The sequence below is a fragment of the Pseudomonas sp. 8(2025) genome (assembly GCF_052665325.1).
The window spans coordinates 102,255-115,734 of the sequence record NZ_JBQOIE010000003.1 but is presented as its reverse complement, the minus strand read 5'-3'; the positions used below and the strand labels follow the sequence as shown (position 1 = coordinate 115,734).

Below are 13,480 nucleotides of genomic sequence, written 5' to 3'. Positions count from 1 at the left end.
TCGCTGAATTGCGAATCTGCCGCATTTTGCGGCAGTTTGTTTATTGCCAGTTGGAATAAGAAAGGACTTCATGAAACGTCTGCTGCTAACTGCGGTTCTCACCGTATTGATGATCGCCGAAGTTCACGCCGAGTCCTTCACTATCTCCGATATCCGCGTCAACGGCCTCCAGCGCGTTTCCGCGGGTAGCGTCTTTGGTGCCTTGCCGTTGAACGTCGGCGAGCAGGCGGACGACCGTCGCCTGGTGGAATCCACTCGTGCGCTGTTCAAAACCGGTTTCTTTCAAGACATCCAGCTGGGCCGCGATGGCAACGTCCTGGTCATCACGGTAGTCGAACGGCCGTCGGTTGCCAGTATCGAGATCGAAGGCAACAAGGCGATCTCCACTGACGACCTGATGAAAGGGCTCAAGCAGTCCGGCCTGGCGGAAGGTGAAATCTTCCAGCGCGCGACCCTCGAAGGCGTGCGCAACGAGCTGCAGCGTCAATATGTCGCTCAGGGTCGTTACTCGGCCAGCGTTGAAACCGAAGTCGTGCCGCAGCCACGTAACCGGGTTGGCCTGAAGGTCAAGATCAACGAAGGCACAGTCGCAGCCATCCAGCACATCAACGTGGTAGGCAACACCGTCTTCCCCGATGAAGACCTGATCGGCCTGTTCGAACTCAAGACCACCAACTGGCTGTCGTTCTTCAAGAACGACGACAAGTACGCCCGTGAAAAACTCTCCGGTGACCTGGAGCGCCTGCGTTCCTACTACCTGGACCGCGGCTATATCAACATGGATATCGCCTCGACCCAGGTGTCCATCACCCCGGACAAGAAGCATGTCTACATCACCGTCAACGTCAACGAAGGCGAGAAGTACAGCGTTCGTGACGTGAAGCTCAGCGGTGACCTGAAAGTCCCTGAAGACCAGGTCAAGGCGCTGCTGCTGGTGGAGAAGGGCCAGGTGTTCTCGCGCAAGCTGATGACCACCACTTCCGAACTCATCACTCGCCGCCTGGGCAACGAGGGTTATACCTTCGCCAACGTCAACGGCGTGCCTCAGCCTCACGATGAAGACCACACCGTGGACATCACCTTTGTGGTGGACCCGGGCAAGCGTGCCTACGTCAACCGCATCAACTTCCGTGGCAACACCAAGTCCGAGGACGAAGTGCTGCGTCGCGAGATGCGCCAGATGGAAGGCGGCTGGGCTTCGACCTACCTGATCGATCAATCCAAGACCCGTCTTGAGCGCCTGGGCTTCTTCAAGGAAGTCAACGTCGAGACCCCGGCCGTGCCGGGTGTGGATGACCAGGTAGACGTGAACTACGCGGTTGAAGAACAAGCATCCGGTTCGATCACCGCCAGCGTCGGTTTTGCTCAGAGCGCGGGCCTGATCCTCGGTGGTTCGATCACCCAGAACAACTTCCTGGGTACCGGTAACAAGGTCAGCATCGGCCTGACCCGCAGCGAATACCAGAGCCGCTACAACTTCGGCTACGTAGACCCCTACTGGACCGCCGATGGCGTGAGCCTGGGCTACAACGCCTTCTATCGCACCACTGACTACAAAGACCTCGACGTCGACGTGGCCAGCTATGCGGTGGACAGCCTGGGTGCCGGCGTCAGCGTGGGCTACCCGATCAGCGAGACTTCGCGTCTGACCTTCGGTCTGACTGCGCAGCAGGACAAGATCAAGACCGGCCTGTACACCGTCGACGAAATCTTCGACTTCGTGAACAAGCAGGGCGACAGCTACCTGAACTTCAAGGCCTCGGCCGGCTGGTCCGAATCGACCCTGAACAAAGGCGTGTTGGCGACCCGCGGTCACTCGCAAAGCCTGGTGCTGGAAACCACTACCCCGGGCAGCGACCTGTCGTTCTTCAAGCTCGACTACCGTGGCCAGTTGTTCACGCCGTTGAGTGAGAACTACACCATGCGCTTCCATACCGAGCTGGGTTATGGCGACGGCTTTGGTGATACCAAGGGCTTGCCGTTCTACGAGAACTACTATGCTGGTGGCTTCAACTCGGTACGTGGCTTCAAGGACAGCACTCTGGGCCCACGCAGTACTCCTAGTCGTGGTGTTGGTGTAACCGGTAACGTCGGTACGGCTGCCGACCCGGACCAGGATCCACTGCCATTCGGCGGTAACGTATTGATCCAGGGTGGTGCCGAGTTGCTGTTCCCGTTGCCTTTCGTCAAGGATCAGCGCTCGCTGCGTACTTCCTTGTTCTGGGATGTGGGTAACGTCTTCAACTCTCGCTGTGAAAGCACGTCCAACACCATTGCGGCGTCGAACGTGAAAACGCAGTGCAACGATATCAGCCTGAGCAATCTGGCCAGTTCGGTTGGTGTCGGTGTGACTTGGGTCACCGCTCTGGGTCCATTGAGCTTCGCCCTGGCGATGCCGATCAAGAAACCGGATGACGCTGAAACTCAGGTGTTCCAATTCTCTCTCGGTCAGACTTTCTAATAGCCTGATCCAAGATAACGACAATGGATTTTGTAGGAGTGCATCGTGCGTAAGTTGACTCAATTGGTTCTCCTGGCCACCGTTCTGGTCGCGAGCCCGGCATTTGCCGAAATGAAAATCGCCGTCCTGAACTATCAGATGGCCCTGCTGGAATCTGACGCAGCCAAGAAGTACGCCGTGGATGCCGAGAAAAAGTTCGGCCCTCAGTTGACCAAGCTGAAGACTCTGGAAAGCAGCGCCAAAGGCATCCAGGACCGTCTGGTGGCCGGTGGCGACAAGATGCAGCAGGGCGAGCGTGAACGCCTGGAGCTCGAGTTCAAGCAAAAGGCCCGTGACTTCCAGTTCCAGTCCAAGGAGCTGAACGAAGCCAAAGCCGTTGCCGACCGCGAAATGCTCAAGCAGCTGAAGCCGAAGCTGGACAGCGCTGTGGAAGAAGTCATCAAGAAAGGCGGTTTCGACCTGGTCTTCGAGCGTGGCGCAGTGATTGATGTCAAACCTCAGTACGACATCACTCGCCAGGTTATCGAGCGTATGAATCAGCTGAAGTAAGCCATGACCGCGACCATAAAGCTCGGCCAGTTGGCCGAGTTCCTCGGCGCCACCTTGAGTGGCGACGGGGAGAAGGAAATCACTGGGCTAGCCACCTTGCAGGAGGCTGGCCCAGCTCAGTTGAGCTTTTTGGCAAATCCCCAGTACCGCAAGTACCTGGTGGATTGTCAGGCCGGCGCGGTGCTGTTGAAGGCCGCGGATGCCGAAGCCTATGCCGGTGACGCACTGATAGTGGCCGATCCCTACCTGGCCTATGCGCGCATTTCCCATTTGTTCGATCCCAAGCCAAAGGTACAGGCAGGTGTTCATCCTTCTGCGGTGATTGCCGCTGATGCGCAGGTAGATCCTGCGGCCAGCATTGGCCCCTTTGCCGTGATCGAGAGCGGTGCGCGGATTGCTGCAGGTGTGACCATCGGCGCTCACTGCTTTATCGGCGCCCGCTGCGAAATCGGCGAAGGTGGCTGGCTGGCACCACGGGTGACCCTGTACCACGACGTGCGTATCGGCAAGCGTGTGGTCATTCAGTCAGGTGCTGTGCTGGGGGGTGAAGGCTTTGGTTTTGCCAATGAAAAAGGCGTCTGGCAGAAAATCGCCCAGATTGGCGGCGTGACCATCGGTGACGATGTGGAAATCGGCGTCAACACGGCGATCGACCGCGGTGCCCTGGCCGATACCGTCATTGGCAATGGCGTGAAGCTGGACAACCAGATCCAGATCGCCCACAACGTCCAGGTCGGTGATCACACCGCCATGGCTGCTTGTGTGGGGATCTCCGGCAGTACCAAGATCGGCAAGCACTGTATGCTCGCCGGTGGCGTGGGCCTGGTTGGGCATATCGATATTTGCGACAACGTATTCCTCACCGGGATGACCATGGTGACCCACTCGATTACCGAACCGGGCGCCTACTCTTCCGGTACGGCCATGCAGCCTGCTGCCGAGTGGCGCAAAAGCGCGGCACGCATCCGCCAGCTGGATGACCTTGCACGGCGCTTGCGTCAGTTGGAAAAGCGCGTTGGGGACGTGACCCCCGGCGGCAATGCTTCATCTGATGGCTGATACCATTTCCATATCAAGTGTGCACAGCCGCTAGACTGCCTCCTTGATTTGCTAGAGGAGCGTGCGTTAGTCGCGCGCTCCCACTCTTTACTACAGGCTTCCCCCCGAAATGATGGACATCAACGAGATTCGCGAATACTTGCCTCACCGTTACCCTTTCCTGTTGGTGGATCGGGTAGTGGACCTGGATGTTGAAGGCAAGTGCATTCGTGCCTACAAGAATGTCAGCATCAATGAACCGTTCTTCAATGGTCACTTCCCTGCGCACCCGATCATGCCGGGCGTGCTGATCATCGAGGCCATGGCTCAGGCTGCGGGCATTCTCGGTTTCAAGATGCTCGACGTGAAGCCCGCCGACGGCACCCTCTATTACTTCGTCGGTTCCGACAAGCTGCGCTTCCGCCAGCCGGTGCTGCCGGGCGACCAGCTGATCCTTGAAGCCAAGTTCATCAGTTGCAAGCGCCAGATCTGGAAGTTCGAATGCCAGGCTTCGGTCGACGGCAAGCCGGTGTGTTCTGCCGAGATCATCTGTGCGGAACGCAAACTATGAGTTTGATTGACCCTCGCGCAATCATCGATCCGACGGCCGTCCTGGCCGACGACGTTGAGGTTGGCCCGTGGTCGATCGTCGGCGCTGGTGTGGAAATCGGCGAGGGTACAGTGATCGGGCCGCATGTGATTCTCAAGGGCCCTACCCGGATCGGTAAGCACAACCGCATCTACCAGTTTTCGTCGGTAGGTGAGGACACGCCTGATCTGAAATACAAGGGCGAGGAAACCCGCCTGGTGATCGGTGATCACAACGTGATCCGCGAAGGCGTGACCATTCACCGTGGCACCGTCCAGGATCGTTCCGAAACCACTCTGGGTGATCACAACCTGGTCATGGCCTATGCCCACATCGGCCATGACAGTGTTATCGGCAACCACTGCATCCTGGTCAACAACACCGCCTTGGCCGGCCATGTGCATGTGGATGACTGGGCGATTCTCTCCGGTTTCACCCTGGTGCATCAGTATTGCCATATCGGCGCCCACAGCTTTTCCGGCATGGGCACCGCCATCGGCAAGGACGTGCCGGCATTCGTCACCGTATTCGGCAACCCCGCCGAAGCCCGCAGCATGAACTTCGAAGGCATGCGCCGCCGCGGCTTCAGCGAAGATGCGATCCACGCGCTGCGTCGTGCCTACAAGACGGTCTATCGCCAGGGGCTGACGGTTGATCAGGCCTTGGCCGAGCTGGCCGAGCCGGCTGCACAGTTCCCTGAAGTCGCGGTCTTTCGCGACTCGATCCAGTCCTCGACTCGCGGCATCACCCGTTAATCATGAGCACTCTGCGTATTGCGCTGGTGGCTGGCGAAGCCTCCGGCGACATTCTCGGCGCCGGTTTGATGCGAGCTCTCAAGGTTCAGCACCCGGCCGTCGAATTCATAGGGGTCGGTGGCCCGTTGATGGAGGCCGAAGGCCTTGTTTCCTACTTCCCCATGGAGCGCCTGGCGGTCATGGGGCTGGTAGAGGTGCTTGGGCGCCTGCGTGAGCTGCTGGCTCGACGCAAGAAGCTGATCCAGACCCTGATTGCTGAAAAGCCGGATGTGTTTATCGGTATCGATGCCCCGGATTTCACCCTGAATATCGAACTCAAGCTGCGTCAGGCCGGGATCAAGACCGTGCACTACGTCAGCCCTTCGGTCTGGGCCTGGCGGCAGAAGCGGGTGCTGAAGATCCGCGAAGGCTGCGACCTGATGCTGACCCTGTTCCCCTTCGAAGCCCGCTTCTATGAAGAGAAGGGGGTACCGGTGAAGTTCGTCGGTCACTCTCTGGCCGATGCCATTCCGCTGGAGGCCGACCGAGCCGCTGCACGCGCGGAGCTGGGGTTGCCAGAAGGGCCGTTGGTGGCCTTGATGCCCGGTAGTCGCGGTGGCGAAGTAGGGCGCCTGGGCGCCTTGTTCCTCGATGCCGCTCAGCGCCTGCGGGCCATGCGCCCCGGCGTGCGTTTCATCATGCCTTGCGCCAGCCCGGAGCGGCGGGTCCAGCTGGAGCAGTTGCTGGCCAATCGTGATCTGCCACTGACGTTGCTCGATGGCCAGTCCCACAAGGCGCTGGCTGCTTGCGATGCGGTGTTGATCGCCTCCGGTACCGCGACCCTGGAAGCCTTGCTCTACAAGCGCCCGATGGTCGTGGCTTATCGCCTGGCGCCGCTGACCTTCTGGATTCTCAAGCGCATGGTCAAGAGCCCGTACATTTCCCTGCCGAACCTGCTGGCCCAGCGCCTCCTGGTGCCTGAGCTGCTGCAGGACGATGCCACGGCCGATGCTCTGGCCCAGACTTTGTCGCCGCTGATCGAAGGTGGTGAGGAGCAGACTCGCGGCTTTGACGAGATCCACCGAACCTTGCGTCGCGACGCATCCAACCAGGCCGCGCAAGCCGTGCTTGGGCTGATCGGCAAATGACTGTGAGTAACCCGAAAATGCAAATGGGCCTGGATTTCACCCTGGTGGCGGACGCCGAGGACCTGGTGGCCGGGGTCGATGAGGTCGGCCGCGGCCCTTTGTGTGGTGCAGTGGTCACCGCGGCAGTGATTCTCGACCCGACGCGGCCGATTCTCGGCCTCAACGATTCGAAGAAGCTCACCGAAGCCCGGCGCGAGAAGCTGTTCGACGAAATCTGCGAGAAAGCCCTGAGCTGGTGCATCGCCCGGGCTGAGGTCGAGGAAATCGACGAGCTGAATATCCTCCATGCCACCATGTTGGCCATGCAGCGCGCGGTGGAGGGGCTGAGTGTGACCCCGAAGCTGGCGATGATCGATGGCAACCGTTGCCCGAAGCTGGCGATGCCGGCTGAAGCGGTGGTCAAGGGCGATAGCAAGGTTCCGGCGATTGCTGCGGCATCGATCCTGGCCAAGGTCAGCCGTGACCGAGAAATGGCCGCTTTCGAGCTGATCTATCCGGGATATGGCATCGGTGGCCACAAGGGCTACCCGACCCCGGTGCATCTGGAAGCCCTGGCCCGCCTGGGGCCGACACCGATTCACCGACGCTCTTTCGCTCCGGTGCGGCAAGCCTACGAAGCCCGCGAGGCGCTGGGCGAGATTCAGTCCTGAGGCTGATGTTTTAGTCGAGGCCCGGTACAATCCGGGCCTTGTTGTTTTCGCGCTTAATACAGGATCACTATGCCGGCTTCATTCGTTCACCTGCGCCTGCACACTGAATATTCCCTGGTCGACGGTCTGGTGCGGATCAAGCCGCTGGTCAAGGCGCTGGCCGGCATGGGCATGCCGGCGGTGGCGGTCACCGACCAGAACAACATGTGTTCCCTGGTCAAGTTCTATAAAACCAGCATGGGGGCGGGGATCAAGCCGATCTGCGGCGCCGACCTGTGGCTGTCGAACAAGGACCCGGATAACCCCCTGAGCCGCATCAGCCTGCTGGTGATGAACGCCGTGGGTTATCGCAACCTGACCGAGCTGATTTCCCGCGGCTTCATCGATGGCCAGCGCAACGGCCAGATCATCATCGAGCGTGAGTGGGTGGCGGAGGCCGCGGAAGGCTTGATCATGCTCTCGGCGGCCAAGGAGGGCGAGATCGGCATGGCCCTGATCGCCGGCGATCTCGAGGTTGCCGAGACCCTGGCCCGGGAGTGGATGGCCGTATTCCCCGAGCGCTTCTACCTGGAAGTGCAGCGTACCAACCGCCCCAACGACGAAGAGCAATTGCACGCTGCGGTGGCCCTGGCCGACAAGATCGGCGCGCCGCTGGTGGCTACCAACGACGTGCGTTTCATCAAGCAGGAAGACTTCGAAGCCCACGAAACCCGGGTTTGCATCGGTGAAGGCCGGGCCCTGGACGATCCGCGTCGCTCAAAGAACTACAGCGACCAGCAGTACCTGAAAAGCGCCGAAGAAATGGCCGAGCTGTTCAGTGACCTGCCCGAGGCGCTGGAAAACACTGTCGAGATCGCCAAACGCTGCAACATCGAGGTCAAGCTGGGCAAGCACTTCTTGCCTGACTACCCGATTCCCGATGGCATGACCATCGATGAGTATTTTCGCAAGGTTTCCTTCGACGGCCTGGAAGAGCGCCTCAGCGTGCTGCTGCCCAAGGACACCACCGAGGACTACGAGGCCAAGCGTCAGGTCTACGTCGACCGGCTGAATTTCGAACTGGATATCATCATCCAGATGGGCTTCCCCGGTTACTTCCTGATCGTTATGGACTTTATCCAGTGGGCCAAGAGCAACGGCGTACCGGTAGGTCCGGGCCGGGGGTCGGGTGCCGGTTCCCTGGTGGCCTATGTGCAGAAGATCACTGACCTCGATCCGCTGGAATACGACCTGCTGTTCGAACGTTTCCTTAACCCGGAACGGGTCTCCATGCCCGACTTCGACGTCGACTTCTGCATGGACGGTCGCGACCGAGTGATCGACTACGTGGCCGAGAAATACGGCCGCAACGCGGTGAGCCAGATCATCACCTTCGGTTCCATGGCGGCCAAGGCGGTGGTGCGTGACGTGGCGCGGGTGCAGGGCAAGTCCTACGGCCTGGCCGACCGTCTGTCGAAGATGATCCCCTTCGAAGTCGGCATGACCCTGGAAAAAGCCTACGAGCAAGAGGAGATCCTGCGGGACTTCATCAAGGTCGATGAAGAGGCGGCGGAAATCTGGGAGATGGCGCGCAAGCTCGAGGGCGTGGTGCGTAACGTCGGTAAACACGCCGGGGGCGTGGTGATCGCGCCCACCAAGCTTACCGACTTCTCGCCGATCTACTGCGACGAAGAAGGCGGCGGCCTGGTGACCCAGTTCGACAAGGATGACGTCGAGGCTGCTGGCCTGGTGAAGTTCGACTTCCTCGGTCTGCGGACCCTGACCATCATCGACTGGGCGCTGAAAACCATTAACCGCGACCGCGCCAAGGTCGGCGAGGAACCGCTGGATATCGCCTTTATCCCGCTGGACGACAAGCCGACCTACAGCCTGTTGCAGAAAGCAGAAACCACCGCGGTATTCCAGCTTGAATCCCGGGGCATGAAGGAGCTGATCAAGAAGCTCAAGCCCGACTGCCTGGAAGACCTGATCGCACTGGTGGCCCTGTTCCGTCCGGGGCCGCTGCAATCGGGCATGGTGGATGACTTCATCAACCGCAAGCACGGCCGCGCCGAGCTGGCCTACCCGCACCCGGACTATCAGTACGACGGCCTGCAGCCGGTACTGGCGCCGACCTACGGCATCATCCTGTACCAGGAACAGGTGATGCAGATCGCCCAGGTCATGGCCGGCTACACCCTGGGCGGTGCGGACATGCTGCGCCGGGCCATGGGTAAGAAAAAGCCCGAGGAGATGGCCAAGCAGCGTGGCGGCTTCATTGAGGGGTGCGCCAGCAACAACATCGATGCAGACCTGGCGGGCAACATCTTCGACCTGGTGGAAAAGTTCGCCGGCTACGGCTTCAACAAATCCCACTCCGCCGCCTACGGCCTGGTGTCGTACCAGACCGCCTGGCTCAAGGCGCACTACCCGGCGCCGTTCATGGCGGCGGTACTCTCCGCGGATATGCACAACACCGACAAGGTCGTGACCTTGATCGAGGAAGTGCGGATCATGAAGTTGCGCCTCGACGCGCCGGACGTGAACACCTCCGAGTTCAAGTTCACGGTGAACGACGAAGGTCGCATCGTCTACGGCCTGGGGGCGATCAAGGGCGTCGGCGAGGGGCCGGTGGAAGCCATCACCGAAGCCCGCGAGGCAGGCCCTTTCAAGGATCTGTTCGATTTCTGCGCCAGGGTCGACCTCAAGCGCATCAACAAGCGGACCCTGGACGGCTTGATTCGAAGCGGCGCCCTGGACCGCCTGGGGCCGCACTTCTTCGATGAGCCCAAGGCCTACCAGGCCAATATCGACCAGAACCGCGCCGTGCTGCTGGCGGCCATGGAAGAAGCGATCAAGGCCGCGGAGCAGACCGCCCGTACCCACGACAGCGGCCACGCCGATCTGTTCGGCGGGGTCTTCGTCGATGAGGATGCGGATGTCTACGCCAACCATCGCAAGGCCAAGGAACTGACCCTCAAGGAACGCCTGAAAGGCGAGAAAGACACCCTGGGGCTGTACCTGACCGGGCACCCGATCGACGAATACGAAGGCGAGATCCGTCGTTTCGCCCGCCAGCGCATCATCGACCTGAAGCCGGCCCGGGATACCCAGACCGTGGCTGGCATGATCATCGCCCTGCGGGTGATGAAGAATAAAAAGGGCGACAAGATGGGCTTCATCACCCTCGACGACCGCTCGGGGCGGATCGAAGCCTCGCTGTTTGCCGATGCGTTCCACTCGGCGCAGTCGCTGCTGCAGACCGACGCCATGGTGGTGGTGGAGGGCGAGGTCAGCAACGACGACTTCTCCGGCGGCCTGCGCCTGCGGGTCAAGCGGGTGATGAGCATGGAGGATGCGCGGACCAACCTGGCGGAAAGCCTGCGCCTGAAGATCCACAGCGATGCCCTGAAGGGCGATCAGCTACGCTGGCTGGGTGATCTGTTCAAGCGCCACCGCGGCGCATGCCCGATCACCATGGAGTACACCCGGGATGACGCCAAGGCCCTGCTGCAGTTTGGCGAGAACTGGCGGATCGATCCGGCGGACAGCTTGATTCAAGCCCTGCGTGACCAGTTCGGGCGAGACAACGTCTTCCTCCAATACCGTTGACGGTGAGGTGCCATCATTGCGCCTCATCGTCACTTGAATTTTTAATCTCGACCTCAACGCGTCCGTCCCTTAAGGTAGGGCGCGAATAGACAACCGGCCGGCCCAAGCTCCCTTGGACGTCGAGCCCAGACGGACGCCTATGAACCCGAATTTTCTTGATTTCGAACAGCCGATCGCCGACCTGCAAGCCAAGATCGAAGAGTTGCGCTTGGTCGGTAATGACAATTCGCTGAATATCGGCGATGAGATTTCCCGCCTGCAGGACAAGAGCAACACCCTGACCGAGGACATCTTCGGCAAGCTCACCAGCTGGCAGATCGCACGTCTGGCGCGGCACCCGCGTCGCCCGTACACCCTGGACTACATCCAGCACATCTTCACCGAGTTCGACGAGCTGCATGGCGATCGCCACTTCTCTGACGACGCCGCCATCGTAGGCGGCGTTGCTCGCCTGGACGAGCAGCCGGTAATGATCATCGGGCACCAGAAAGGCCGTGAAGTACGCGAAAAGGTCCGCCGCAACTTCGGCATGCCGCGTCCGGAAGGCTACCGCAAGGCCTGCCGCCTGATGGAAATGGCCGAGCGCTTCAAGATGCCGATCCTGACCTTCATCGACACTCCGGGCGCCTATCCGGGCATCGACGCTGAAGAGCGCAACCAGAGCGAGGCCATTGCCTGGAACCTGCGAGTCATGGCGCGCCTGAAGACTCCGATCATCGCCACCGTGATCGGTGAAGGTGGTTCTGGCGGTGCCTTGGCCATCGGTGTCTGTGACCAGTTGAACATGCTGCAGTACTCCACCTACGCGGTGATCTCGCCGGAAGGCTGCGCATCGATCCTTTGGAAAACCTCGGAAAAGGCTGCCGATGCCGCCGAAGCCATGGGTATTACCGCCGAGCGCCTCAAAGGCCTGGGTATTGTCGACAAGGTCATCGGCGAGCCATTGGGCGGTGCCCATCGGGATCCGGCTGCCGCAGCGGCCTCGATCCGTGCCGAACTCAGCACGCAGCTGGCCATGCTCAAGGAAATGGACAACGACACCTTGCTGGCCCGTCGCTATGACCGCCTGATGAGCTACGGTCTCTGATCGAGCACTGCCTCCCCTTGTAGGGGCACGCTCGTTCGCGACCCAGGCGCCGCCATCGATTCGATGGCGGCGTTGTTGCTTATGCGGGCAAGCAGTACGCCACCCGGCCGCTCCTACAGGTCTTGAACACGTCATGAACGCTCTCTCCGCCAAACTACTGCACAGCCTCGCGCCCTGGCGCGACTCCAGGAGTTGGCGCGTGGCTTTCTCCGGTGGCCTGGATTCCACCGTCCTGTTGCATCTGCTCGCCGATCTGGCGCAGCACCATCGCCTTCCTCCACTTTCGGCTGTGCATATCCATCATGGGCTTCAGGCTGCGGCCGACGCCTGGCCGGAGCATTGTCAGGCCTTCTGTGATGCGCTGGGGGTGCCGCTGCAGGTGCTTCGCGTCCAGGTGCCAGCCGGTGCCAGCCTGGAGCGCGCCGCCCGCGAGGCACGCTATGGCGCTTTCGCACGGCTCACGGCGAGCACTGAAGTGCTGCTGACGGCGCAGCATCGTGACGACCAGGCGGAAACGCTGCTGTTCCGCCTGCTGCGCGGTGCCGGAGTCAGGGGCTTGTCGGCAATGCCGTCAGCGCGGCCATTGGGCGACGGGCACCTGCTGCGACCCTTGCTTGATGTGTCACGTGCCGAACTGCAGTGCTACGCCGTGGAGCATCAGTTGAGCTGGGTCGAAGACCCATCCAACGCCGATCATCAGTATTCGCGCAATTACCTGCGCCACCAGGTCATGCCGGCGATTACCGCGCGCTGGCCCCAGGCGGCACTCAGCATGAGCCGCAGCGCCGCGCACTTGAATGAAGCCCAGGGCCTGCTCGATGAGCTGGCGCTCATGGATCTGGATGCAGCCCGCGGTGCTAGCGTCTGGCCCTGGCTGGATCTGCCCTCACTGGCTCTGGCACCTTTGCAGTCTTTGTCGGGCGCGCGCCAACGCAATGCCCTGAGCCATTGGTTGAGCCGGTTTGGCCGTTTGCCGGATACCGATCACTGGCGTGGCTGGGACAGCCTGCGAGATGCGGGTGCCGAAGGGCGACCGGTGTGGCGTTTGGCCGATGGCGAGTTGCATCGTGCGGCAGGGCGAGTCTGGTGGTTGTCCGGCAGCTGGCTGCAACCGGTCGACGGACGGTTGCAGTGGCTCGATCCGCAAAAGCCCTTGCATCTGCCGGGCAACGGTCAGGTGTCGTTCCCTGGGCCAGTGCCGACCGGGTCGCTGCATATCCGCTATCGCCAGGGGGGCGAGATCATGCACCTGGCCGGCCGCGGCCATCGGGACTTGAAGCGTTTGCTCAATGAAAGCGGGCTGCCGGGTTTCGTCCGTGGCAGATTGCCGCTGCTGTATCAGGACGACCGCTTGCTCGCGGTGGCGAACCTGCCGGCACTTGCGACAAACCCCCAGGGTGGCTGGCCATTGCAATGGCTGCCACCAACCAGCGATCAAGGTTTGAGCTGAAAGGGGCTTTCCGGTAGACTACGCTCCCTTCTTGATACAACTTCTGTGGATTCGCCTGAATTGCAGGAGTTGCCGATTACCAAGCAGTCTTTGCTGGGCGATTCCAAAAAATGTGTAGCGAGCAACCTACCGGTGTTTTTGCATCCGGTCTGTCACCACGCGGCGGTTTTTTTGAAAGGTGCA

The 13,480-nt window shown here is 60.8% G+C and carries 10 protein-coding genes; all 10 read left to right on the top strand.

Annotated elements, in window-relative coordinates:
• Positions 1 to 70 precede the first annotated feature (70 nt).
• The 10 genes from bamA to tilS all read left to right on the top strand — a co-directional run bounded on the left by bamA (position 71) and on the right by tilS (position 13,297).
• Entirely contained in the window at positions 71 to 2,461 is a 2,391-nt protein-coding gene (gene bamA / locus ACUXVH_RS07400) for an outer membrane protein assembly factor BamA (protein ID WP_011059532.1), read from the top strand.
• 45 nt (positions 2,462 to 2,506) lie between these two features.
• Positions 2,507 to 3,010 (top strand): OmpH family outer membrane protein, encoded by a 504-nt coding sequence (locus tag ACUXVH_RS07395; RefSeq protein ID WP_011059533.1) that lies wholly within the window; start codon positions 2,507 to 2,509, stop codon positions 3,008 to 3,010.
• Positions 3,011 to 3,013: 3 nt separating this feature from the next.
• Complete coding sequence (gene lpxD / locus ACUXVH_RS07390) at positions 3,014 to 4,069, top strand: UDP-3-O-(3-hydroxymyristoyl)glucosamine N-acyltransferase (RefSeq protein WP_065364547.1); 1,056 nt, start codon at positions 3,014 to 3,016, stop codon at positions 4,067 to 4,069.
• Positions 4,070 to 4,178: 109 nt separating this feature from the next.
• Positions 4,179 to 4,619: a 3-hydroxyacyl-ACP dehydratase FabZ gene (gene fabZ, locus ACUXVH_RS07385; protein ID WP_007924058.1), complete on the top strand. Its 441-nt coding sequence runs from the start codon at positions 4,179 to 4,181 to the stop codon at positions 4,617 to 4,619.
• Positions 4,616 to 5,392, top strand: coding sequence for an acyl-ACP--UDP-N-acetylglucosamine O-acyltransferase (gene lpxA / locus ACUXVH_RS07380; protein WP_011059535.1), 777 nt, complete (start codon positions 4,616 to 4,618; stop codon positions 5,390 to 5,392). The genes fabZ and lpxA overlap by 4 nt, the downstream gene beginning before the upstream one ends.
• A 2-nt stretch (positions 5,393 to 5,394) precedes the next feature.
• Positions 5,395 to 6,519 (top strand): lipid-A-disaccharide synthase, encoded by a 1,125-nt coding sequence (gene lpxB / locus ACUXVH_RS07375; RefSeq protein WP_065364546.1) that lies wholly within the window; start codon positions 5,395 to 5,397, stop codon positions 6,517 to 6,519.
• A 17-nt stretch (positions 6,520 to 6,536) separates the two neighbouring features.
• Positions 6,537 to 7,169, top strand: a complete 633-nt coding sequence (rnhB, locus tag ACUXVH_RS07370; protein ID WP_015634336.1) for a ribonuclease HII — start codon at positions 6,537 to 6,539, stop codon at positions 7,167 to 7,169.
• A 69-nt stretch (positions 7,170 to 7,238) separates the two neighbouring features.
• Positions 7,239 to 10,760 (top strand): DNA polymerase III subunit alpha, encoded by a 3,522-nt coding sequence (gene dnaE / locus ACUXVH_RS07365; protein ID WP_053156549.1) that lies wholly within the window; start codon positions 7,239 to 7,241, stop codon positions 10,758 to 10,760.
• A 139-nt stretch (positions 10,761 to 10,899) separates the two neighbouring features.
• Complete coding sequence (locus ACUXVH_RS07360; protein ID WP_011059539.1) at positions 10,900 to 11,847, top strand: acetyl-CoA carboxylase carboxyltransferase subunit alpha; 948 nt, start codon at positions 10,900 to 10,902, stop codon at positions 11,845 to 11,847.
• A 133-nt stretch (positions 11,848 to 11,980) separates the two neighbouring features.
• Positions 11,981 to 13,297 (top strand): tRNA lysidine(34) synthetase TilS, encoded by a 1,317-nt coding sequence (tilS, locus tag ACUXVH_RS07355; RefSeq protein ID WP_065364545.1) that lies wholly within the window; start codon positions 11,981 to 11,983, stop codon positions 13,295 to 13,297.
• Positions 13,298 to 13,480 lie beyond the last annotated feature (183 nt).

What these genes read in the sequence shown, in the direction of transcription:
- bamA (WP_011059532.1), top strand. Translation starts at nt 71, where the DNA reads ATGAAACGTCTGCTGCTAACTGCGGTTCTCACCGTATTGATGATCGCC.
- lpxD (WP_065364547.1), top strand. Translation starts at nt 3,014, where the DNA reads ATGACCGCGACCATAAAGCTCGGCCAGTTGGCCGAGTTCCTCGGCGCC.
- fabZ (WP_007924058.1), top strand. Translation starts at nt 4,179, where the DNA reads ATGATGGACATCAACGAGATTCGCGAATACTTGCCTCACCGTTACCCT.
- lpxA (WP_011059535.1), top strand. Translation starts at nt 4,616, where the DNA reads ATGAGTTTGATTGACCCTCGCGCAATCATCGATCCGACGGCCGTCCTG.
- lpxB (WP_065364546.1), top strand. Translation starts at nt 5,395, where the DNA reads ATGAGCACTCTGCGTATTGCGCTGGTGGCTGGCGAAGCCTCCGGCGAC.
- rnhB (WP_015634336.1), top strand. Translation starts at nt 6,537, where the DNA reads ATGCAAATGGGCCTGGATTTCACCCTGGTGGCGGACGCCGAGGACCTG.
- dnaE (WP_053156549.1), top strand. Translation starts at nt 7,239, where the DNA reads ATGCCGGCTTCATTCGTTCACCTGCGCCTGCACACTGAATATTCCCTG.
- ACUXVH_RS07360 (WP_011059539.1), top strand. Translation starts at nt 10,900, where the DNA reads ATGAACCCGAATTTTCTTGATTTCGAACAGCCGATCGCCGACCTGCAA.
- tilS (WP_065364545.1), top strand. Translation starts at nt 11,981, where the DNA reads ATGAACGCTCTCTCCGCCAAACTACTGCACAGCCTCGCGCCCTGGCGC.